The organism is Bradyrhizobium sp. CCBAU 53338, from assembly GCF_015291665.1.
Taxonomy (GTDB): Bacteria; Pseudomonadota; Alphaproteobacteria; order Rhizobiales; family Xanthobacteraceae; genus Bradyrhizobium.
Map to the genome: position 1 here is coordinate 3,654,644 of NZ_CP030048.1, position 22,124 is coordinate 3,676,767.

Annotated in this window: 16 protein-coding genes and 2 tRNA genes; 10 read left to right on the forward strand and 8 right to left on the reverse strand. The window is 64.4% G+C overall.

Annotation, left to right across the window (positions count from 1 at the left end; all coding sequences use genetic code 11):
* Window position 1 precedes the first annotated feature (1 nt).
* A complete protein-coding gene (locus XH90_RS17150) occupies window positions 2-340 on the reverse strand; it encodes a P-II family nitrogen regulator (protein ID WP_007603495.1) in 339 nt (112 codons plus the stop codon).
* 378 nt (window positions 341-718) lie between these two features.
* Between XH90_RS17150 and XH90_RS17155 the strand changes: the two genes are divergently transcribed.
* Window positions 719-2,218: an NAD(P)H-hydrate dehydratase gene (locus tag XH90_RS17155; RefSeq protein WP_194475561.1), complete on the forward strand. Its 1,500-nt coding sequence runs from the start codon at window positions 719-721 to the stop codon at window positions 2,216-2,218.
* Between the two features lie 57 nt (window positions 2,219-2,275).
* Here XH90_RS17155 and XH90_RS17160 read toward each other — a convergent pair whose 3' ends face one another.
* On the reverse strand, window positions 2,276-3,580 hold the full coding sequence (locus tag XH90_RS17160; protein ID WP_194475562.1) for a multicopper oxidase family protein: 1,305 nt from the start codon (window positions 3,578-3,580) through the stop codon (window positions 2,276-2,278).
* 153 nt (window positions 3,581-3,733) lie between these two features.
* On the opposite strand from XH90_RS17160, the gene XH90_RS17165 reads away from it, so the two are divergent.
* The 6 genes from XH90_RS17165 (at window position 3,734) to XH90_RS17190 (ending at window position 11,248) form a co-directional block, all read left to right on the forward strand.
* Window positions 3,734-3,818 (forward strand) — tRNA-Leu (locus tag XH90_RS17165).
* A 182-nt stretch (window positions 3,819-4,000) separates the two neighbouring features.
* Window positions 4,001-5,359 (forward strand): trigger factor, encoded by a 1,359-nt coding sequence (gene tig / locus XH90_RS17170; RefSeq protein WP_194475563.1) that lies wholly within the window; start codon window positions 4,001-4,003, stop codon window positions 5,357-5,359.
* A 305-nt stretch (window positions 5,360-5,664) separates the two neighbouring features.
* Window positions 5,665-6,300: an ATP-dependent Clp protease proteolytic subunit gene (locus tag XH90_RS17175; protein WP_194475564.1), complete on the forward strand. Its 636-nt coding sequence runs from the start codon at window positions 5,665-5,667 to the stop codon at window positions 6,298-6,300.
* A gap of 449 nt (window positions 6,301-6,749) precedes the next feature.
* Window positions 6,750-8,021: an ATP-dependent Clp protease ATP-binding subunit ClpX gene (clpX, locus tag XH90_RS17180; protein ID WP_018642420.1), complete on the forward strand. Its 1,272-nt coding sequence runs from the start codon at window positions 6,750-6,752 to the stop codon at window positions 8,019-8,021.
* Window positions 8,022-8,345: 324 nt separating this feature from the next.
* On the forward strand, window positions 8,346-10,769 hold the full coding sequence (gene lon / locus XH90_RS17185) for an endopeptidase La (protein ID WP_194475565.1): 2,424 nt from the start codon (window positions 8,346-8,348) through the stop codon (window positions 10,767-10,769).
* Between the two features lie 74 nt (window positions 10,770-10,843).
* Complete coding sequence (locus tag XH90_RS17190; RefSeq protein WP_194475566.1) at window positions 10,844-11,248, forward strand: GFA family protein; 405 nt, start codon at window positions 10,844-10,846, stop codon at window positions 11,246-11,248.
* A 38-nt stretch (window positions 11,249-11,286) separates the two neighbouring features.
* Here XH90_RS17190 and XH90_RS17195 read toward each other — a convergent pair.
* Window positions 11,287-11,363, reverse strand: a tRNA-Val gene (locus XH90_RS17195).
* A 281-nt stretch (window positions 11,364-11,644) separates the two neighbouring features.
* Between XH90_RS17195 and XH90_RS17200 the strand changes: the two genes are divergently transcribed.
* Together XH90_RS17200 and XH90_RS17205 are read left to right on the forward strand one after the other, a co-directional pair.
* On the forward strand, window positions 11,645-13,000 hold the full coding sequence (locus XH90_RS17200; RefSeq protein WP_246755514.1) for a cytochrome P450: 1,356 nt from the start codon (window positions 11,645-11,647) through the stop codon (window positions 12,998-13,000).
* Between the two features lie 8 nt (window positions 13,001-13,008).
* On the forward strand, window positions 13,009-13,869 hold the full coding sequence (locus XH90_RS17205; RefSeq protein WP_194475568.1) for a class I SAM-dependent methyltransferase: 861 nt from the start codon (window positions 13,009-13,011) through the stop codon (window positions 13,867-13,869).
* Window positions 13,870-13,999: 130 nt separating this feature from the next.
* On the opposite strand, the gene XH90_RS17210 is transcribed toward XH90_RS17205, so the two are convergent.
* From XH90_RS17210 to XH90_RS17230, 5 genes are read right to left on the reverse strand one after another with little or no spacing between them, the layout of a single operon-like run.
* On the reverse strand, window positions 14,000-14,971 hold the full coding sequence (locus tag XH90_RS17210) for a cation diffusion facilitator family transporter (protein WP_194475569.1): 972 nt from the start codon (window positions 14,969-14,971) through the stop codon (window positions 14,000-14,002).
* A 2-nt stretch (window positions 14,972-14,973) separates the two neighbouring features.
* Window positions 14,974-18,186 carry an efflux RND transporter permease subunit gene (locus XH90_RS17215; RefSeq protein WP_194475570.1) on the reverse strand — a complete coding sequence of 1,071 codons (3,213 nt, stop codon included), beginning with the start codon at window positions 18,184-18,186 and terminating at the stop codon, window positions 14,974-14,976.
* Window positions 18,179-19,156: a divalent metal ion exporter adaptor subunit IhpB gene (gene ihpB / locus XH90_RS17220; protein WP_194475571.1), complete on the reverse strand. Its 978-nt coding sequence runs from the start codon at window positions 19,154-19,156 to the stop codon at window positions 18,179-18,181. Before ihpB ends, XH90_RS17215 begins: the two co-directional genes overlap by 8 nt.
* Entirely contained in the window at window positions 19,153-20,427 is a 1,275-nt protein-coding gene (gene ihpA, locus XH90_RS17225; RefSeq protein WP_194475572.1) for a divalent metal ion exporter subunit IhpA, read from the reverse strand. The genes ihpB and ihpA overlap by 4 nt, the downstream gene beginning before the upstream one ends.
* Window positions 20,428-20,483: 56 nt before the next feature.
* Window positions 20,484-20,915 carry a hypothetical protein gene (locus XH90_RS17230; protein ID WP_371748245.1) on the reverse strand — a complete coding sequence of 144 codons (432 nt, stop codon included), beginning with the start codon at window positions 20,913-20,915 and terminating at the stop codon, window positions 20,484-20,486.
* Window positions 20,916-21,215: 300 nt separating this feature from the next.
* On the opposite strand from XH90_RS17230, the gene XH90_RS17235 reads away from it, so the two are divergent.
* A complete protein-coding gene (locus tag XH90_RS17235; protein ID WP_194475573.1) occupies window positions 21,216-22,109 on the forward strand; it encodes a hypothetical protein in 894 nt (297 codons plus the stop codon).
* Window positions 22,110-22,124: the final 15 nt, after the last annotated feature.

Sequence of the window (22,124 nt, forward strand, 5' to 3'; positions counted from 1 at the left end):
CTCAGATAGCGTCCAGCCCGGATTCGCCGGTTCGGATGCGGATCGCCTCTTCGATGTTGGAGACGAAAATCTTGCCGTCGCCGATGCGCCCTGTTTGCGCAGCGCGGCGGATCGCGTCGATCGCGCGCTCGACCAGGTCGTCGCCGATCACGATCTCGATCTTCACCTTCGGCAGGAAATCGACGATGTATTCTGCGCCGCGGTAAAGCTCGGCGTGACCTTTCTGACGACCAAAACCCTTGGCCTCGGTCACCGTGATACCTTGAAGGCCGACTTCCTGAAGCGCTTCCTTCACCTCGTCGAGCTTGAACGGCTTGATGATGGCTTCGATTTTCTTCACTGCGCGCCTCCCGGCCTTTCGATCAATTAGCAACGTCTTCGTCAGGATGCGCTTGTCTCACGCACGATTTTGTCCTCGTCATGCCGGGACCTGACCAACCCGGCAACAGCGGCCGGCCACACCCAGATAATGCCAGTGAGCACGACGAACCGAAGCGGCTTCCTCGAAAGCAGGGTCTATGCCAAGTTGCAAATGCCCTGGATATTGGAGCGTTATCAGCCTTTTAACGAGCATCTCTGATAGGTTGAGCCGGTCGGCTCAAAATACCGAAGACTACGAAATAGGCAAACGGTTCAATATCTGTGCAAACAGTAGTTCCGGAGGCTAAATCGGCGCGGAATCTGCCTGTTGAAAAGGCGTTTGGACCAGGGAAGTGGCATGGAAGTACTGACCACCGCCGAGATGCAGCGGGCTGATCAACTCAGCATCACGGCTGGCACGCCCGGCTTCAAGCTGATGCTGAGCGCCGGCCAGGCGGTCGCGGAAGCCGCGGGCGCGCTGGTGGAGGAGGGGCCGATCCTGATTGTCGCCGGCCCCGGCAACAATGGCGGCGACGGTTTTGTCGCAGCCGCCGAGTTGGCCGCGCAAGGGCGCGAGGTCTCGGTCATCCTGATGTGCGAACGCGACCAGCTCCAGGGCGATGCGGCCTCGGCTGCGCGCGGCTGGAAGCATCCGGTGCTGCCGTTCAATCCGCAGGCGATTGGAAAGCCGGCGCTGATCATCGATGCGCTGTTCGGCGCGGGCCTCAGCCGCTCCGTCGAAGGTGAGGCGCGCGCGATGATCGAGGCAATCAACGCCAATGGCGCGCCGGTGCTCGCCGTAGATCTGCCGAGCGGCGTCAACGGTACCAGCGCTGCCGTGCTGGCCGTCGCGGTGAATGCCACCGAGACCGTCACCTTCTTCCGCAAGAAGCCCGCGCATCTCCTGCTGCCCGGCCGCATGCATTGCGGCCGCGTGCGCGTCGTCGATATCGGCATCGACGCGCAGGTGCTGGACGAGATCGCGCCGCAGACTTTCGAGAACGATCCGGATTTCTGGGGCGCCGCCTTTCCGGTGCCGCGCATCGACGGCCATAAATACGCTCGCGGTCACGTGCTGGCCGTCTCCGGCGATGCGGCCGCGACCGGCGCTGCGCGGCTCGCTGCCCGTGCGAGCTTGCGTGCCGGTGCAGGCCTTGTAACGCTTGCGACCCCGCGCGACGCGCTCGCGATCAATGCCAGTGCGCTGACGGCCGTGATGGTTCGCCCCGTCGACACTGCGGTCGAGTTCGGCGAGTTGCTCGGCGACGTCAGATACAACACCTGCATGATCGGCCCCGGTGCCGGCGTCGGTGAGCGCACCGGAGATATGGTTCACACCACGATCTCGGCACGACGCCACGTCGTGCTCGACGCGGATGCGCTGACGAGCTTCGCCGCCAATCCCGAGCGGCTGTTTGAATCGATCAAGTCGTCGCCCGAGGCTCAGGTCGTGCTGACACCGCACGAGGGTGAGTTTCCGCGGCTCTTCTCCGACCTCAGCAACAAGAATCCGGGCCGCTCGAAGCTCGAGCGCGTGCGCGCCGCCGCCGAACGCTCCGGCGCCGTCGTGCTGCTGAAGGGCCCTGACACCACCGTCGCCGCGCCCGACGGCCGCGCCACCATCGCCGCTAACGCGCCGCCCTGGCTTGCGACCGCCGGCGCCGGCGACGTGCTCGCCGGTATTGTTGCAGGCCTTCTGGCGCAGGGCGTGCCGGCCTTCGAAGCCGCCAGCATCGGCGTCTGGATGCACGGTGAAGCGGCCAGCGAAGCGGGGCCGGGCCTGATCGCCGAGGATCTCACCGAGACGCTGCCGGCCGTGCACCGCCGGATCTATGGCGCGCTTGGGATCGAGTACTGAGTTGTTGCTCGGATCGCTAGGATGGGTCTCGCTTCGCTCTGCCCATCCGACGCATCCTCACTCCACAGCATACCAACGCACCAGCCGCGGCGCCGCCCAGTCCGTCACGACGGACTCGATCAGCCATCGGCCCGGTGAGGTCGCGGCGAAGGCGATGCGCTCGGTCTGGCCGGGCTCGATCGCGAGCGTGTCGAGCCAGTAAGGCTTCCAGCCGTCGTCGAGCCGGTCGAGCAGGCGGAAATGGTGGCCGTGGAGGTGGAAAACGGTGGCGATTGGGGCAGGGTTCTTCAGCGTCAGCACGACGGTCCGGCCGGTCCTGGCACGGAAGGCGGGGTCCGAGGCGGTGGAGAAATTGGCCGTCCGGGTCCAGCCGGCCTCGATCGTACCGAGCGCGACATCGAACCGCAGGGCGCCTTTCAGGTCGAGCTTTTCAGGAAGGTCGTTCGACGGGAGAGGCTCCGGCGACGGGCGCGCCGTGCGCCCCTCCGGCTTGCCGGAAACAACGAGCCGTCCGATCGAGCGAGCCTCCTTGCCGTCGTGCAGCATGAGCGCGGCCGATGCGGCAGCGTCCACGAAGACGTCGGCCCGGGCGCCGGGGGCGAGCACCAGAGCTCCGTTGCGGGCCGGGAACGGCTCGGCCGGCTGTCCGTCCAGGGCCATCACCTGGACATCATGACCTCCTAATTTGATTGCCAGAACAGTCCGTTGCGAGCCGTTGATGAAGCGCAGCCGCAGCCGCTCGCCGGCGGACGCTGAGAGCTCGAATGAAGTTCGTCCGTTCAGCGTGTAGAGCGGGGTCGCGTCCGTGGGGTCCCGGCCAGGCGGAAGCGCGGTGCCATCCGGCCGGACGCGCCACTCCTCGATGAGCAGGACCTCGTCATGATCGACGGCGATGCGGCTGGTCTCGTCCGCGATCACGGGGAGTGGACGCGCGGGCTCCTTCAGGCGGTCTTCAAAGAGGCGAAAGTCGGCCACCAGGGTTCCGGCGTTGGGTATTGAAATAATTGAGATTTCGGTCGCGTCGGGGGCGGCGGGCGCGCGTCCCCGCAGAGGGTCGGATACACCGGCACCGTTGAGGCCGTACCAGACTGGCGCAAGTGGCACAGGCAAGGCATTCCGGAAGGCCACCTCGCAGCGGACGCCGCGCCTGAGATGGACGTTGCCGAGGTGGCTTGCGGCTGCCAGCTCCCAGATCGGTGAATGGGTTTGATCCGGTCTCAGAGCGAGGGTCGCCGGGCGGGCCTGGAGGGCGAGCTGAGTGGTCGCCACGGGCGTTGCACCCCCGCCCAGCAGCCCGGTGGCTGCGCCCCCGAGACCGGCCAAAACCTCGCGCCTATTCAGGTCAAAAATCCGCGGTTTCATGGCTCGATCCGGACCACGCGGCGCTGGATAAGTCCAGCCGTCATGCCTACTTGAAGCCTGCCTCCATCAGGCCATTTTTTTGCTGCGAACGGTCGGGCACATGCTATAAGCCCGGCCGCCCGCGGCATCGCGGCCGGTCTTGATGCAATTCACGCGGGCGTGGCGGAACTGGTAGACGCGCTGGATTTAGGTTCCAGTGACGAAAGTTGTGGGGGTTCGAGTCCCTCCGCCCGCACCAAGCGCTACTCGCGTTTGCACGGATTACTGAGGGGCCTTGCTTCGCGCGGATGTTTTTCCGTCTGGGGCCGGGCTCGATGAACCCACCGGCGTCGAGGTGTTTTGCCTCGCGCCGGATCGATTAATGACAGCGTCCCGACGCGGGTAGCGTGCCGGGACCGAACGAGAAGAAGATTGGACGCCATGCAGGTCACAGAAACCCTCTCGGAAGGTTTGAAGCACGAGTTCAAGATCAACGTTCCCGCGTCTGATCTCGACGCCAAGGCTGGCGCAAAGCTCGTCGACCTCAAGGACAAGGTGCGCCTCAACGGCTTCCGTCCAGGCAAGGTGCCGGTCGGTCACCTCAAGAAGGTCTACGGCCGCTCGGTGATGGCCGAGACGATCGACCAGACCATCCGCGACACCAACACCCAGCTTTTCACCGAGCGCGGCTTCAAGCTCGCAACCGAGCCGAAGATCACGATGCCGACCGAGAAGGCCGAGGTCGAAGAGCTGCTCTCGGGCAAGTCCGACCTGACCTACACGGTTGCGATCGAAGTGGTGCCCGCGATCGCGCTCGCCGACTTCAAGACCTTCCAGGTCGAGAAGCCCGTCGCCGACGTCTCCGATTCGGACGTTGACGAGGCGATCAAGCGCATCGCCGACACCAACCGCGGCTATGCCGCCAAGGGTGAGGGCGCCAAGGCTGCTTCCGGCGACCGCGTCACCGTCAACTTCAAGGGCACCATCAACGGCGAAGCCTTCGAGGGCGGCACGGGTGAGGGCATCCAGGTCGTGATCGGCTCCAACACGTTCATCCCGGGCTTCGAGGAGCAGCTCATCGACATCGGCGCGAACGAGACGCGCACACTGAAGGTGTCGTTCCCCAAGAACTACATGAGCGAAAAGCTCGCCGGCCAGCCGGCCGAATTCGAGACGACAGCGACGCTGATCGAGGCACCGCAGGATCTCACCATCGACGACGAGTTCGCCAAGACGCTTGGCCTCGAATCGCTCGACAAGCTCAAGGAAGCCGCGCGTGAGCGGCTCACGGCCGAGTACGCCGGTGCAACGCGCCAGCGCGTCAAGCGCTCGCTGCTCGATCGTCTCGACGAGGCGCATCGCTTCGAGGCGCCGCCCTCGCTGGTCGACGAGGAGTTCAATCTGATGTGGAACTCGGTCAAGGCCGAGATGGACTCCGCCGGCAAGACCTTTGCCGATGAGGACACCACCGAGGACAAGGCCAAGGAAGAATACCGCAAGATCGCCGACCGCCGCGTGCGTCTCGGCCTCGTGCTCTCCGAGATCGGCGAGAAGAACAAGATCACCGTGACCGACGACGAGGTCGGCCGCGCCGTGATCGAGCGCGCGCGCCAGATGCCCGGCCGCGAGAAGGAAGTCTGGGACTTCTATCGCAACAACGCCCAGGCCTTGGCCCAGCTTCGTGCACCGATCTATGAGGACAAGGTCGTGGACTTCATCCTCGAACTCGCCAACGTGACCGAGAAGAAGGTCTCGCGCGAGGAGTTGTACAAGGACGAGGAAGAAAAGACTGCCGCCTGAAGGCTTTGAGCAGCTCTCTTGAGAAAGCCTTCCATTAAGGATGATCAGCGAACGGGCCCAGCTAGCCAGATGGCCGGCTGGGCCTTTTTTCGAGAATCAGCTTCAAGTGCCACTCGGTTCGAGTGGATTAAGCCTTAATTCGCTCCGCACTTGTCTGGCGCGAATTGGGCTATATCTGTCGGTACCTACGCGTTCTACCTCTACCAACTTCCTGCATCACGGGACGTCCATCGGCCTTCCGGCAGATCCAGCCCAGCTGGCAGCCAAGACTGGCGATGTCCGCCTCTAAAAAACCTAGGTGACTCATGCGCGATCCGGTTGAAACCTACATGAACCTCGTGCCCATGGTGGTCGAGCAGACCAATCGTGGCGAGCGCGCCTACGACATTTTCTCGCGTCTGCTGAAAGAGCGCATCATCTTCGTGACCGGACCGGTCGAGGACGGCATGTCGACGCTGATCGTCGCGCAATTGTTGTTCCTTGAGGCGGAAAATCCGAAGAAGGAAATCTCGATGTACATCAACTCGCCGGGCGGCGTGGTGACGTCGGGCCTTGCGATCTACGACACCATGCAGTTCATTCGTCCGCCGGTCTCGACGCTGTGCACGGGCCAGGCGGCTTCAATGGGTTCGCTGCTGCTCTGCGCCGGCGAGAAGGACATGCGCTTCTCGCTGCCGAACGCGCGCATCATGGTGCATCAACCCTCCGGCGGCTTCCAGGGCCAGGCCACCGATATCATGCTGCACGCGCAGGAAATCCTGAACTTGAAGAAGCGGCTCAACGAGATCTACGTGAAGCACACCGGCCAGACCTACAAGACGATCGAGGACGCTCTGGAACGCGACAAGTTCCTGACCGCCAACGACGCCAAGGAGTTCGGCCTGGTCGACAAGGTCATCGACAAGCGTGCCGAGGAGGCTGCGCCCGCGAAGGCCCCGTAGCATTACCGGAACTGCAACTTTGATCCCTGGGATTGGCGGGGATCGTCAGCTCAGCGTTCATGTTAAGGACGCTTTCGCGAGGGCGCAAAAGCCGTTTTTGCGCCCTGCGACAGGCAGAAAGTTCCGCTTTCGTGCTTGTTTTTCGTGGTAATCCAGCAACGCCGGGGTGATTTCGGTCACTTCGTCCGTGCCAAGATCGGAAATCACGGTATTGTCACGGGTAGCCAGCGACCCCCCGATTAGCGAATTCTTGATAGTCGGGTGACAGCATGGTTGGCTACGAATGATCGGCTATGATCGCTGGAGAATCGAGTGACCGTGATTCGCACGGGATGTAGCGCGTAGGGTCTTTTTTGGTACGGAATTTGCTCTATTTGAATCCCTTACCCGCCAACGTTTCGGGATGGGACGATCGAGCGGACGGGATCGAACCGCGGACGGAGACATGAATGAGTAAGGTCGGCACGAGCGACTCCAAGAACACGCTATATTGCTCGTTCTGCGGCAAGAGCCAGCACGAAGTCCGCAAACTGATCGCGGGTCCCACGGTCTTCATTTGCGACGAGTGCGTCGAGCTCTGCATGGACATCATCCGCGAGGAGAACAAGTCCTCGCTGGTCAAGTCGCGCGACGGCATTCCGACGCCGAAGGAAATCTGCAAGGTCCTGGACGACTATGTCATCGGCCAGAGCCATGCGAAGAAGGTCCTGTCGGTCGCGGTGCACAACCACTACAAGCGCCTCAACCACCAGACCAAGCACAACGACGTCGAGCTTGCGAAGTCGAACATCCTGCTGATCGGTCCGACCGGTTCGGGCAAGACGTTGCTCGCGCAGACGCTCGCCCGCATTCTGGACGTGCCGTTCACGATGGCGGACGCGACCACGCTGACCGAGGCCGGCTATGTCGGTGAGGACGTCGAGAACATCATCCTGAAGCTGCTCCAGGCCGCCGACTACAACGTCGAGCGCGCCCAGCGCGGCATCGTCTACATCGACGAAATCGACAAGATCAGCCGCAAGTCCGACAACCCCTCGATCACGCGCGACGTGTCGGGTGAGGGCGTGCAGCAGGCGCTGTTGAAGATCATGGAAGGCACGGTGGCTTCGGTCCCGCCGCAGGGTGGCCGCAAGCACCCGCAGCAAGAATTCCTGCAAGTGGATACCACCAACATCCTGTTCATCTGCGGCGGTGCGTTCGCCGGCCTCGAGAAGATCATCTCGGCGCGCGGCCGGTCGACCTCGATCGGTTTCGCGGCCCAGGTGATGGCGCCGGAAGATCGCCGGACCGGCGAGATCTTCCGTCACGTCGAGCCTGAGGACTTGCTGAAGTATGGCCTCATCCCCGAATTCGTCGGCCGTCTGCCCGTCGTGGCGACGCTCGAGGACCTGGACGAGACCTCGCTGAAGAAGATCCTCACCGAGCCGAAGAACGCGCTGGTGAAACAGTACCAGCGGCTGTTCGAGATGGAGAACATCGAGCTGACCTTCGCCGACGAGGCGCTTGGCGCGGTTGCCCGCAAGGCGATCGAGCGCAAGACCGGCGCACGTGGTCTGCGTTCGATCCTCGAAGCGATCCTGCTCGAGACCATGTTCGACCTGCCGGGCCTGGAAGGTGTGGAAGAAGTCGTGATTTCCCGCGAAGTTGTGGAAGGCACGGCGCGTCCGCTCTACATCTACGCCGATCGGACCGATCGCGCCGTCGAGAACGCCAGCGCCTGATTTCTCGGCGCTGGAACGCTTCCTGTCGTCATTCATCGTAGCGGCTGCGGACATGTCCTCCGCAGCCGATGTTGCGTCGCTTGCCCAAGTGCGTAAGCGCCTGATGGCGCGTGTTTTTCAATGACTTGACACCCCCCGGGTCGATAGCCACCTAATGTCGGCGGCGAGCGAGAATTCCGTTCAAGATTCGCCTCAGTTCCGATCCGGCAAGCCCGGTCCAACCTTCAAAGGGTAGACCGGTTTTGTGGATCACCTCGGCACCTTGTGGCGGTTGCGCACCAGATGCGGGCTGCGTGCGAGGGGGCAAAGCAAAAGGAAAAGGCCATGACTAATCCAAAACCCCGGCCAACCATCGTCCATGGCGAGACGCACGCTTATCCCGTGTTGCCGCTGCGCGATATCGTCGTCTTCCCGCACATGATCGTTCCGCTCTTCGTCGGTCGCGAGAAGTCGATCCGCGCGCTCGAAGAGGTGATGAAGAACGATGCGCTGATCATGCTCGCGACGCAGAAGAATGCGTCCGACGATGATCCGGCGCCCGATGCCATTTACGAAACCGGTACGCTCGCCAGCGTGCTGCAGCTCTTGAAGCTCCCCGATGGCACCGTGAAGGTGCTGGTCGAAGGGCTCGAGCGCGCGCGCGTGCAGAAATACACCGATCGCGCCGATTACTACGAAGCCACCGCAATTGCGCTCGCCGATACCGATGCGAAGTCGGTCGAGGCCGAGGCGCTGGCGCGCTCGGTCGTGTCCGACTTCGAGAGCTATGTGAAGCTCAACAAGAAGATCTCGGCCGAGGTCGTCGGTGTCGTGCAGGCGATCACCGATTTCGCCAAGCTCGCCGACACCGTTGCCTCGCATCTCGCCGTCAAGATCGCCGATCGCCAGGGCATCCTGGAGACGCTGTCCGTCACCACGCGCCTGGAGAAGGTGCTGGGCCTGATGGAGAGCGAGATCTCGGTGCTGCAGGTCGAGAAGCGCATCCGCTCGCGCGTCAAGCGCCAGATGGAGAAGACCCAGCGCGAATATTATCTCAACGAGCAGATGAAGGCGATCCAGAAGGAACTCGGCGACGACGATGGTCGCGACGAGCTCGCCGATCTCGAAGAGAAGATCTCCAAGACCAAGCTCTCCAAGGAAGCGCGCGAGAAGGCGCAGCATGAATTGAAGAAGCTGCGCCAGATGTCGCCGATGTCCGCGGAAGCGACCGTCGTGCGCAACTATCTGGATTGGCTGCTGTCGATTCCTTGGAACAAGAAGTCCAAGGTGAAGAAGGATCTGGAATCGGCGCAGGCCATTCTGGACTCCGATCACTACGGTCTCGAGAAGGTCAAGGAACGTATCGTCGAGTATCTCGCGGTGCAGTCGCGCGCCAACAAACTGACGGGTCCGATCTTGTGCCTCGTGGGTCCTCCCGGCGTCGGCAAGACCTCGCTCGGCAAGTCGATCGCGAAGGCTACGGGGCGCGAGTTCGTGCGCGTGTCGCTCGGCGGCGTGCGCGACGAGGCCGAGATCCGCGGTCATCGCCGCACCTATATCGGCTCGATGCCCGGCAAGATCATTCAGTCGATGCGGAAGGCGAAGTCGTCCAATCCGCTGTTCCTGCTGGACGAGATCGACAAGATGGGCGCCGATTTCCGCGGCGATCCGTCCTCGGCCCTGCTCGAGGTGCTCGACCCCGAGCAGAACGGGACGTTTGCCGACCACTATCTGGAGGTCGACTACGACCTGTCGAACGTCATGTTCATCACGACCGCGAATACGCTCAATATTCCCGGGCCCCTGATGGACCGCATGGAGATCATCCGGATCGCCGGTTACACTGAGAACGAGAAGGTCGAGATCGCGCGTAAGCACCTGATCCCGAACGCGGTGTCCAAGCATGGCCTGGACTCCAGGGAGTTCTCGATCGACGACGAAGCGCTGCTGCTTCTGATCCGCCGCTACACCCGCGAAGCGGGCGTGCGTAACCTGGAGCGTGAGCTCTCCACACTCGCCCGTAAGGCGGTGAAGGAGCTGATGATCTCCAAGAAGAAGTCGGTCAAGGTCACCGAGAAGACTCTGGAAGAGCTGCTCGGCGTGCCGAAGTACCGCTTCGGCGAAATCGAGAGCGAGCCGCAGGTCGGCATCGTCACCGGCCTTGCCTGGACCGATGTCGGCGGCGAGTTGCTGACCATCGAAGGCGTCATGATGCCCGGCAAGGGCAAGATGACGGTCACCGGCAATCTGCGTGACGTCATGAAGGAATCGATCTCGGCGGCGGCGTCCTACGTTCGCTCCCGTGCGATCACCTACGGCATCGAGCCGCCGCTGTTCGACCGCCGCGACATCCACGTGCACGTGCCTGAGGGCGCGACGCCGAAGGACGGTCCGTCGGCGGGCGTGGCGATGGCCACCGCGATCATCTCGGTCATGACCGGCATCCCGGTCCGCCACGATGTCGCGATGACCGGCGAGATCACGCTGCGCGGCCGCGTGCTGCCGATCGGCGGTCTCAAGGAGAAGCTCCTGGCTGCCGCGCGCGGCGGCATCAAGACGGTGCTGATCCCCGAGGACAACGCCAAGGATCTCACGGAGATTTCCGATGCGATCAAGGGCGGCATGGAGATCATTCCGGTCTCCCGTCTGGACGACGTCATCGCCAAGGCGCTGGTGAAGAAGCCCGTGCCGATCGTCTGGGAAGAAGACACCAAGGTGACCGTGAAGCCCGACGGGGACGAAGCCGCCGGCGGTCTGACCGCTCACTGAGATCACGATCCGAAAAGATGATAAAACGGCGCCTTCGGGCGCCGTTTTTGTTTTTCGGGAAGGGGACGCGGGCGATGCAGGTCGATGGGCAGTGCCATTGCGGCAAGATCACCTTCGAGGCCGAGATCGACCCCGAGGCCGTCTCGGTCTGTCATTGCCGGGACTGCCAGACCCTGACGGGCTCGCCGTTCAGGGTGACCGCGATCTGCGCGGCTGATGACGTCAAGCTCACCGGCGGCACGCCCAAGGTCTACGGTAAGCGCGGCGACAACGGTCGGATGCGTTTCCAGCATTTTTGCGCCGATTGCGGTTCCCCTCTGTTCACCAGCGGGGAGGGGGACCAGGCCGACGATTGGGGCATCCGCTGGGGCTCGATCCGCCAGCGCGACAAATTGCGCCCGGTCAGGCAGATCTGGTGCCAGTCGGCTGCGGTGTGGATCGACGCCGTGCCGCTGCTGCCGGGCAGGCCGGGGGATTGAGGGCTTGCCGAGCAGGAGCCTGCGAAGCAGGCGAAGGCTGGTGGGCGGTCACGGATTCGAACCGCGGACCCTCTCGGTGTAAACGAGATGCTCTAACCAGCTGAGCTAACCGCCCCACGGCGCCTCTTTAGCGTCCCAACAGGGGCAGGAGCAAGGGGGTGGCAGCAGCCGAAGCCCGTCCCTCTCGGCCGGGCGGTCTCCAGCGAAACGCTGTTCTTCCGCGATCAGGCCTGGATTTTCGTGGTCAGGCTGGACGCCACCGGGAACTCGGGTGACACTCCGGCTTTATTCGGGTTTGTTCCTGGGTTTGTCATCCGTTCGATGCTGCGTATCGATGGTGATATTGCGCGGACTTATTGCCCACCGGCGCCACGTGCGCCGGAGGAGCCGCTGCGATTGTTTCGTCTGCTCGCCACGCTGAAGCGCAATCCCCTGGAATGCTGGAGCGCGGCGTTCTTTCGCGAGCCGATCGCCAAGGTGAGGCTTCCCTTTGCCGACGCCTTTCTGGTGCACGATCCAAACGCCATCAGACACGTTCTGGTCGACAACGCCGACAACTATCGCAAGGACCCGATCCAGCGTCGCATCCTGGCAAACGGCCTCTCCGACGGGCTTTTGAGCGTCGAGGACGCGCGCTGGGAGGCGCAGCGGCGCGTGCTCGCGCCGCTGTTTGCGCGACGCACGGTGATGTCGTTCACGCAAGCGATGCTCACCGCAGTCGACGGCGTGACAAAACGATGGGGGAGCCTGGGACGGGGAGCCATGATCGACGTCGCCGCCGAGATGGCACTGCTGACGCTCAACGTGCTCGCGCTCACCATTTTCTCCGACGGCATTGCCGGCGACTACGACGAATTCCGCGATGCGATGAATGCCTATTTCGCGGTGATAGGACGGATCGGCGTGCTCGATCTTCTCGGTGTTCCTCAATCCGTGCCGCGTCCCGGAGGCGGCCGCCTGCGGCGGACCATGCACTATTTCGAAGGCATCATCGACCGCATCATCGACACCCGCCGCGGCCGGCTTGCGGCCTTGCCGGCCGATGAAGCGCCGGCCGATCTCCTGACGCTGCTGCTGCGCGCGCTCGATCCTTCGACCGGGCAATCGATGTCGCTTGCCGAGGTGCGCTCCAACATTCTCACCTTTCTGTCGGCCGGCCACGAGACGACGGCGAATGCGCTGAGCTGGTCGATCTTCCTGCTGTCGCAGTCGCCCGACTGGCGCGCGCGCGTGCGGGAGGAGGCCGCGCGTGAGCTCGCGGGGCCCTTGGAAGGCCTTGCCGACCGGCTGGTGGTGACACGGGCGGCGGTCGAGGAGGCGCTGCGGCTCTATCCGCCGATCGCGGCGTTGAGCCGGATGGCAAAGGACGCCGACACGCTCGGCGGTGTCGCGGTCAAGCCGCGCGGGTTGATCGTCATCGCGCCCTACGTGCTGCACCGCCACCGCCTGCTGTGGGAGCAGCCCGACGCGTTCGATCCGTCGCGCTTCATGCCGGGACGCCGCGGCACGATCGGGCGCTTTGCCTACCTGCCCTTCGGCATCGGGCCGCGCATCTGCATCGGTGCCTCCTTTGCGTTGCAGGAGGCGACGATCGCGCTTGCCGCGCTCACGCAGCGCTTCGACCTCGAACTCGCGCCGGATGCCAAAGTTTGGCCCCTGCAAAAAATTACGCTACGACCAGAGCACGGCTTGCCGATGCGCGTGACGCCACGCGATTGCGGCGAGGGGCCGCCCCAGCGATTTGAAGAATAGGATGCCCGATGCAACAGCCAAGCGGACATGAGCGGAACGCCGACCAGATCGCCTACTGGAACGGCCCGAGCGGGCAGCGCTGGGCCGATCGCCACAGCGCGCAGGAGAGCCTGCTCGGACCTATCGCCGACGTGCTGATCGATCGCGCCCGGCTGAGGCCGGGCGAGCGCGTTCTCGACGTCGGTTGCGGCTCGGGGGCGACGACCTTTGCGTTCGCGAAGGCTGTGGCGCCCGACGGTTTTGCACTCGGCCTCGATGTGTCCGAGCCGATGCTGTCGCAGGCGCGCGCATTCGCGCCGAAAGGGCTGCCGCTCGATTTCGCGCTGGCGGATGCGACGGTGTATCCGTTCGCGCCGGCGAGCTTTGATCTGCTCGCATCGCGCTTCGGTGTGATGTTCTTTGCCGACCCGATCGCCTCCTTCACCAATCTTCGCCGTGCGCTGAAGCCGACGGGACGGCTCGCTTTCGTCTGCTGGCGCGAGCCGAAGGAAAATCCGTGGATGATGGCGCCGCTGATGGCGGTGTACAAACACGTACCCAAAATGCCGCCGGTCGGACCGGAAGAACCCGGTCCGTTCGCGTTTGCGTCCGAGGAACGCGTGACACGAATCCTCAAGGGCGCCGGCTTCGTGGATGTCGCGATGGAGCCGCATAACCTTCCGATGGACATCGCCATCGGCGGTGGTCTCGATGCGGCCGTCGACGGCTCGCTCCAGATCGGCCCGGCCAGCCGCGCGCTGCAGGGCCATCCGCCGGAGACGGTCGCGGCCGCAAAAGCCTCGATCCGCGAGACGCTGGCGCCGTTCCTGAAGGGACAGAGCGTGGCGCTGCAAGGCGCGATCTGGATCGTGACGGCGAAGGCTGGATAGGGCGCTCGCGGCTCTCTCGATCGTCATTGCGAGCGCAGCGAAGCCATCCAGTCTGTCACCACGGAAACAGTCTGGATTGATTCGTCGCGAGTGCTCCTTGCAATGACGTGGATGATCCAGCGCCGGCCCTCTACACCACATCATCCGGTGCCAGCGCGCAGCCGTTGTCCGGATGCGTCTCGACCTGGAGCGTGGTGTGGCCGATGCGGAAAGTGCTCTTCAGCAGCTGCGCGGTCTCCATCAGGAACGCATCGACGGTGCCTGATGGCATCACCAGATGACACGTCAGTGCGGTCTCGGTGGTCGAGATCGGCCAGACGTGGAGGTCGTGGATCGCCGAGACGCCCGGCCGCGCCAGCAGGAACCCCTTGATCGCGGCGAGGTCGGTGCCTTTGGGCGCGGCCGCCATCGACATGTCGATGGAGCCGCGCAGCAGGCTGGTGGTGCTCCAGAGGATGGTGACGCAAATCACGAGGCTGGTGACGGGATCGAGCCAGAGCCAGCCGGTCCAGATGATCAGCGCTGCCGAGACGACGACGCCGAGCGAGACTGCGGCATCCGCTGCCATATGCAGATAGGCGCCTTCGATGTTGATGTCGTCCTTGCGGCCGCTCGCGAACAGCATCGCGGTAAAGCCGTTGATGAGGATGCCGATGCCCGCGACCACCATCACGGTCACGCCCGCGATCGGCTCCGGCTCGCGCAGGCGCAAAATCGCCTCCCAGCCGATCGCACCGGTGGCGACCAGAAGGAACACCGCATTCGCGAGCGCCGCCAGAATGGTGGAGGCGCGAAAACCGTAGGTGAAACGGCCGGTCGGCGCGCGCCGCGCCGCGATCGAGGCGCCCCAGGCCACGACCAGCCCGAGCACGTCGGACAGATTATGGCCGGCGTCGGCGAGCAACGCTGTGGAATTGCCGAGATAGCCATAGATCGCCTCGGCCAAGACCAACGCGGTATTCAGCGCGATGCCGATCGCGAACGCCTTGCCGAAATTGGCGGGCGCATGGACATGCGCGTGACCGTGACCATGCGAATGGCCGTGGCCATGATCATGCCCGTGGTCATGGTGGTGATGACCGTGATGGTCGTGATTGCCCAAACCTAGCGCTCCCCGGCTTCAGCCAAATCAGGCGCCATCTTAGGCGTTTCGCCCGCGCCGTCACGCCGGAACAGCACGTAGAGCGCCGGCAGCACCAGCAATGTCAGCACGGTCGAGGAGATGATGCCACCGATCACGACGGTCGCGAGCGGCCGCTGCACCTCGGCGCCGGCGCCGGTCGCAAGCGCCATCGGCACGAATCCGAGCGAAGCGACCAGCGCCGTCATCAGCACCGGGCGCAGGCGCGTCAGCGCACCCTCGCGCACGGCCTCCGCGACGAGGCAGCCTTCGTTGCGGAGACGTTCGATGAAAGCGATGATGACGAGGCCGTTGAGCACGGCGACACCCGAAAGTGCGATGAAGCCGACCCCGGCACTTATCGACAGCGGAATGCCGCGCATCAAGAGCGCCGCGACGCCGCCGGTCAGCGCCAGCGGCACGCCGGAGAACACCAGCGCTGCGTCTGCCGCAGATCCCATGCTCATGAACAGCAGTAGGAACACGAGCGCGAGCGCCACCGGGACGACGATGGTCAGCCGCTTGCTGGCGGAGACCAATTGCTCGAACTGGCCGCCCCAGCCGATCCAGTAGCCCGGCGGCAATTTGACCTTCTCGGCCACTGCATCCTGCGCCTCTGTCACGAAGGAGCGCAAATCGCGCCCGCGAACGTTGGCCATGACAACCACGCGGCGCTTGCCGTTCTCGCGGCTGATCTGGTTCGGGCCGGGCGCGATCTCGATTGCGGCGACGGAGGACAGGGGCACATAACGCAACGCCGTGCCCGATGCACCGGGCCAGGCGGTCTTGGTGACGGTCGCCGCATCCTCGCCCGGCGGCAACGGGATCGGCAGCGACTTGATCGCGTCAGGGTCCGCCCGGAGGCTCTCCGGTAGCCGCACCACGATATCGAAGCGGCGGTCGCCTTCGAACAGCTTTCCAGCCGGCTTGCCGCCGATCGCGATCTCGACGAGGTTTTGCACCTCGTTGAGACTGATGCCGTAGCGCGACAGCGCCTGGCGGTCGAGCTTGACGGTCAGGATCGGCAGGCCCGCGACCTGCTCGGTCTTGACGTCGGCCGCGCCCTCAACGCCGCGGACGACGCCGTTGACCTGCTGGGCGATATTGGCGAGCACGTCGAGATCGTCGCCGAAGATCTTGATGCCGACGTCGCTACGGATGCCCGCGATGAGCTCGTTGAAGCGCATCTGGATCGGCTGGGTCATGCCATAGGCGGTGCCGGGCAGGGTGTTGGCGGCGCCTTCGATCTCCTCGATCACCTCATTCTTCGGCTTGGCGGGATCGGGCCATTCGTCGCGCGGCTTCAGCGTGACATAGGTGTCGGCGACGTTGGGCGGCATCGGATCGTTGGCGATCTCGGCGGTGCCGATCTTGGAGAAGATGGTCGCGACTTCCGGGACCTGTTTGACCGCCTTCTCCAGTCGAAGCTGCATGTCGACGCTCTGGGTCAGGCTGGTGCCGGGAATCCGGATCGTCTCGATGGTGATGTCGCCTTCGTCGAGGCTCGGGATGAACTCGCCGCCCATGCGGGTCGCGGCAAACAGGCTGGCGGCGACGATCAGGACGGCGCCGAGCGCGACGCTGCGGCGATAGCTGATAGCGAGGTCTAGCAGCGGCACATAGACCCGCTTGGCGCCGCGCATGAAGATGTTTTCCGTCTCCGAGACCTTGCCCGTGACGAAGATCGCGACCGCGGCCGGGACAAAGGTGACCGACAGCAGCGCCGCGCCAGTGAGCGCCATCAGCACGGTCAGCGCCATCGGCGTGAACATCTTGCCCTCGGTCCCGGTCAGGGTGAGCACCGGCAGGTAGACCACGGCGATGATCAGCGTGCCGAACAGGCTCGGCTTGATGACTTCGCTGCTGCCGTCGCGAATGGTCTGAAGCCGCTCGTCCAGCGTCAGCAGCCGGCCGCGCCGGTGCTGCTCGGCGGCCAGCAGCCGCAAACAGTTCTCGACGATGATGACCGCGCCGTCGACGATGATGCCGAAATCGATGGCACCTAAGCTCATCAGGTTGGCGCTCACCTTGCTCTCGACCATGCCCGTGATCGTGAACAGCATGGAGAGCGGGATGACGCAGGCTGTGATCAGCGCGGCGCGGATGTTGCCGAGGATCAGGAACAACACCGCGATCACCAGCGCCGCGCCCTCGACGAGATTCTTCTCGACGGTCCTGATGGTCGCTTCCACCAGATGGGTGCGATCGTAGACCGCGCGCGCGATGATCCCGTCGGGCAGCGATTTTGCGATCTCGCCCAGCCTCGCGGCGACGCGCTGGGCAACCGTGCGGCTGTTCTCGCCGATCAGCAGCATCGCGGTGCCGAGCACCGTCTCGCTGCCGTTTGCCGTCGCTGCGCCGGTGCGCAGGTCCTGGCCCTCGCTGACGTCCGCGACGTCGCGAATGCGAACCGGTACGCCGCCGCGCGAGCCGATCACGATGTCGCGAATGTCGGCAATGTTGGCGACCTGGCCGGGGGCGCGGACGAGATATTGCTCGCCGTTGCGCTCGATATAGCCGGCGCCGACATTGGCGTTGTTGGCGGCGAGCGCGGTCATGATGTCGCGGAAGCCGAGCTTGTAGGCCATCAGCCGGCCGGGGATCGGCAGCACGTGGAATTGCCGCTCATAGCCACCGATCGAGTTGACTTCGATGACGCCGGGAATGGTGCGCAGCTGCGGCTTGATGATCCAGTCCTGGATGGTACGGAACTCCGTCGGCGTGAACTCGGCGCCCGACGGCGACTTCGCGCCCGCCTTGGCTTCGACGGAATAGACATAGATTTCGCCGAGCCCGGTCGAGATCGGCCCCATCGCGACCTCGGTGCCAACAGGCAATTGGTCCTTGGCCTGCTGGATGCGCTCGTTGACGAGCTGGCGCGCGAAATAGATGTCGGTACCGTCCTGGAATACGACGGTGACCTGGCTGAGGCCATAGCGCGAGATCGAGCGGGTGTAATCGAGTCGGGGGAGGCCGCCCATCGCGGTCTCGATCGGGAAGGTGATGCGCTGTTCGGCCTCGAGCGGCGACAGGCCGGGTGCGCGCGTGTTGATCTGGACCTGCACGTTGGTGACGTCAGGCACGGCGTCGATCGGCAGGCGGGTGAAACTCCAGACACCGAAGGCGCCGGCTGCGAGCGCAAGCAGCACCACCAGCCAGCGCTGGCGGACCGAGAAGGAGAGGAGCGCGTCAATCATGATCGGCGTCTCCCTTGCCCATCTCCGCCTTCACCACAAAACTGTTTTCGGCGACGTACTGCTCGCCGGCGGTGAGGCCGGCCTTGATCTCGGCGAACTTCGGATCGGAGTCTCCGATCTCGACCGGACGCGCCTCGATCTTGTCCTTGTCCTCGCGCACGAACACGATGGTTCTGTTCTCCAGCGTCTGGATCGCGCTGCGGCGCACGGCGACCGCGACGTTGCGGGCGGCGAGAATCAGTCGCGCCGTGACGAACAGGCCCGGACGCAAGCGCCCGTCGGGATTCGGCAGCACCACGCGGGCCAGTGCGGTCTGGGTCTCGCTCGAGCCGATCGGAGCGATGTAGGAGATGGTGCCCTTGATCTCGCCGCGGCCATCGTCGGGATCGATCAGCACCTCGTCGTTGAGGCGGACGCGTTTGAGATCCTGCCGATAGATCGACAGGTCGACCCAGATTGTCGAGAGGTCGGCGACGACGAAGGCCGGCTTCTGCTCGGAGGCGTATTCGCCGAGCGAGATCTGCCGCTCGATGATGGTGCCGGCGAAGGGGGCCTTCAGCTCGTAGACGGTGAGGCTCTGGTTGCTCTCGATGCTGGCGAGCAGATCGTCCTTGCCGACCTTGTCGCCGATGCGCTTCTGGATCGATTTCGCCACACCCGGAAAGCGCGGGGTGACTTGAACGACCGCTTCCTGATTGGCGCGCAAGATGCCGTTGAAGGACAGTGTATCGGTCAGCGTGGCGCTCGCGGCCTCCGCCAGCACCACGCCGGCTGCCGCCAGCTTGACGTTGGAGATGCGGATGCGGTCGGCGCCATGCTCGTCCTGCTCGACATGGTCGTTTGGTTTCTCAGGCTTCTTTTCATCCGTGTGTTCGGTCGATGCAACCTTGGCCGGCGTCAGGATCGAATAGCCATAGGCGCCGAGCGCGGAGGCGACGATGGCTATGATGATAGTGGAGGATGTTTTCATCGCGCGCTCTCCCGGGCCAGCGCAAAGGGATTGCCGACGAGGCCCTCGATGGTGGCGACGCCGGCATGGAAGTTTTGCAGAGCCTCCTGCTCGCGTAACCGCGCCTGCGTCACACTTGCCTGGGCGTCGAGCACTTCGAGCAGGGTGAAGCGGCCCTGGCCGTAGCCCTGCGAGATCGCATCCGCAGCTTCCGTGGCCTTGGGAATCGCGCTCTCGCGCAACACCGCGAGCTCGCGCAGCGAGCCCTGGAGCGAGTCATAGGCGCGGCCGGCGATCACGATCAGCGTGTTCCGGTTGGCCTCGCGCTCGGCGCGGGTCTTGGCGAGGCTCTCCTGCGCCGAGAGGATGTTGCCCTGATTCTGGTCGAACACCGGGATCGGCACCGAGACGGAGAGGCGCACGGCGTCGTCATTGGTCTCGTTGAAATGGCGCCAGCCCGCCGCGATCCTGATGTCAGGATACGGTTTGAGCCGCGCCATCAGCAGCTCGGCGTTGCGCTGGGCATAGACGGCGGTCCAGCGCACCAGTTGCGGATTGGCGTCGATCGCGGCGACCACCGACTGGAACGTCGGCGGCCGTCCCGTGGTATCGAGCCGGCCGGAGACCTCACCGAATTTTGCCGCGGGACCGCCCATCAGCACCGCAAGCTCGCGCCGGGCGCTCGCCAGCGTCGCCTTGAATCGCTCGCGGTCTGCTTTCACCAAGGCGGAGGCGACCTCGGCGCGGCCTGTTTCGGCTGGCGAAGAGGCACCGGCCTCGACGCGGCGGCGCAAGAGTGGCGTCAGCTTGTCGATCGCCCCAATTTGCTCGTCGAGGATCTGGATGCGCCGCTGCGCGCCGAGCACGCTGAGGAAGGCGATCGCAGTCTCCGAAAGCACCTCCAGCCTGATGGCTTTGCGCTGGATCGCCGCAACCTCGATGCCGGCTGCACCGGCCGCGATGCGCGCCTCGCGCTTGCCGAACAGTTCGAAGGCCTGGCTGATCTGGAGCGTGGTCTCGGCCGATTTCGTGCCGCGATAGATTCCGGAGCCGAACGAATTGTCCTGCTCATAAGACAGCTCCGGATTGAGGAGGGCGCCGGCCTGGATGCGCTGGCCCGTCGCGATGCCGACATCGCGTTCCGCTGCCGTCAGGCGCGGGCTCGCGGCCAGCGCGCGAGAGAGCGCGGCGCGCATCGTCAGCGTCTGGGCATGAGCATGCTGCGTCAGCCATGGGCTGACGATAACAGCCATCGCGCACGCCACGCGCGCGGTCGTCCGTCTGCAAGACATGAAGGTGACCTGTGAACGAGAGCATCGTGGGCGCACGCAGCGCCCGGCTGATCGGTTCAGGTCAGGGGTTTTGGGGGCCGAGAGTCGGTGTCGGGCGGGACGCCTACAAGCGCAGGCACGCGCTGCATGACCGGCGCTGGAACGATATCAGCCGCCACCTCGGATTGCACGGACTGCGCAACGGCGATCGAGAAGCAGCCGTGGCAGTGATGGCCGCCCAGCGCTTTGTGATCGCCGTGGCCGTCAAAACCGGTGTCGAGGAGCGAGGCGATCTCCGAACCGCCCGAGGGGCTGGTGACATCGATATCGTGCGCGCCATGGAGCAGGCCCGAGAACAGGTACATGGTTGCGACCAGCACTGCCACGAGCCCGCGCCAGTTGCGCAGGGACCAAAAGCTTTGGGGGCGGCGGATCGCGGTCACGAGGTCACTCAGTTCCTGATCCGCTTCCGGTAGCACGGCGGCTGGAACAGTGTCGACCCGCAACATTGTTACGTGTGGGGAACTCGATGTCGCACGACAAAAACCAAAAGGCCCCAGCCGGGGCTGACCGGCTGAGGCCTCTTGTGCTCACAATCTTCATCCGTTGGGACTTGCAGAGACAATTCACGCTCCGCCGGTTCGTTCCCAGGCCCTGCCAAAATTAGGAACATTCGCCAGCCCCTCTCATTAGCGCTCCGGAGCCTTTGAGGAGGATGGGACTATGGACGGACTGATTTATCTGATCGGCCTGATCGTCGTGATCATGGCGATCTTGTCGTTCTTCGGCCTGCGTTAGCGAGACGACCGATGGCGATCGAAACGCTCGTACAGGATAACTTGATGGAAGGCGGCTTCACGGCCGCCGAGGAACGGGGGAGCATCCAGTGGAGCTCCGTCATTGCCGGCGCTTTTGCCTCAGGCGCAATGTCGTTCATTCTGGTCAGCTTTGGCGTGGCCATCGGCCTCGGTGTCAGCTCGGCCTCGCCGACCTGGCGCGATGCATCGACGGCGCTCGCGCTGCTGTCGGGGTTGTATCTGATCATTCAGGCGATCGTCAGTTTCGGCTTCGGCGGCTATATCGCCGGCCGGACGGCACGACCGGCGCCTGCGCTGGCAACGATCGAGGATGACGGCGAGCGGCGCGACGGGCTGCACGGGCTGACGTCATGGGCGCTGGCCGTGCTGATCGGTGCTGCGCTGCTGGCGATCATCGGTGCCGCGGCGATCGAACGCTCGCCGACGCGCAGCGCGAGCGGCAACACGAGCACCGCCGAACCGCTCTTGAGCTACGAGCTCGACAAGCTGTACCGCGCGCCGCGCCGTCCTCCCAACACCGACATGCGGGAAGCTCGCGCGGAGGCTGGACGCATCCTGATGACGTCATCGAGCCATAGCGGCGTCAGCATCGACGATCGCAACTATCTCGTGCAGCAGGTCGGCGCGTTGACGGGACTGTCAGCGCCCGACGCCGAGCGTCGCGTCGATGCTTCGATCGCCGACTCTCACACGGCGATCAGCCGTATCAGACGCAATTCGGTGATCGTCGCCTTCTCGATTGCGGCGGCGGCCCTGATCGGTGCCGCCGTGGCCTGGGCCGCGGCCGTCGCCGGCGGACGTCACCGCGATGGCGAGCCGCTGCCGAACTGGATGGCGAGCTCCAACCGCTTCCATCGCGGCCGGCGCGCGATGCCGGTGCCGTAAGGGGAGAAGGCTCGC

Excerpts from the sequence above, each read along its gene's own strand:
- clpX (WP_018642420.1), top strand. The coding sequence starts at position 6,750 with ATGAGTAAGGTCGGCACGAGCGACTCCAAGAACACGCTATATTGCTCG.
- ihpB (WP_194475571.1), bottom strand. The coding sequence starts at position 19,156 with ATGAAAACATCCTCCACTATCATCATAGCCATCGTCGCCTCCGCGCTC.
- tig (WP_194475563.1), top strand. The coding sequence starts at position 4,001 with ATGCAGGTCACAGAAACCCTCTCGGAAGGTTTGAAGCACGAGTTCAAG.
- XH90_RS17160 (WP_194475562.1), bottom strand. The coding sequence starts at position 3,580 with ATGAAACCGCGGATTTTTGACCTGAATAGGCGCGAGGTTTTGGCCGGT.
- XH90_RS17175 (WP_194475564.1), top strand. The coding sequence starts at position 5,665 with ATGCGCGATCCGGTTGAAACCTACATGAACCTCGTGCCCATGGTGGTC.
- XH90_RS17215 (WP_194475570.1), bottom strand. The coding sequence starts at position 18,186 with ATGATTGACGCGCTCCTCTCCTTCTCGGTCCGCCAGCGCTGGCTGGTG.
- XH90_RS17235 (WP_194475573.1), top strand. The coding sequence starts at position 21,216 with ATGGCGATCGAAACGCTCGTACAGGATAACTTGATGGAAGGCGGCTTC.
- XH90_RS17230 (WP_371748245.1), bottom strand. The coding sequence starts at position 20,915 with ATGTTGCGGGTCGACACTGTTCCAGCCGCCGTGCTACCGGAAGCGGAT.
- XH90_RS17205 (WP_194475568.1), top strand. The coding sequence starts at position 13,009 with ATGCAACAGCCAAGCGGACATGAGCGGAACGCCGACCAGATCGCCTAC.
- ihpA (WP_194475572.1), bottom strand. The coding sequence starts at position 20,427 with ATGTCTTGCAGACGGACGACCGCGCGCGTGGCGTGCGCGATGGCTGTT.
- XH90_RS17155 (WP_194475561.1), top strand. The coding sequence starts at position 719 with ATGGAAGTACTGACCACCGCCGAGATGCAGCGGGCTGATCAACTCAGC.
- XH90_RS17190 (WP_194475566.1), top strand. The coding sequence starts at position 10,844 with ATGCAGGTCGATGGGCAGTGCCATTGCGGCAAGATCACCTTCGAGGCC.
- lon (WP_194475565.1), top strand. The coding sequence starts at position 8,346 with ATGACTAATCCAAAACCCCGGCCAACCATCGTCCATGGCGAGACGCAC.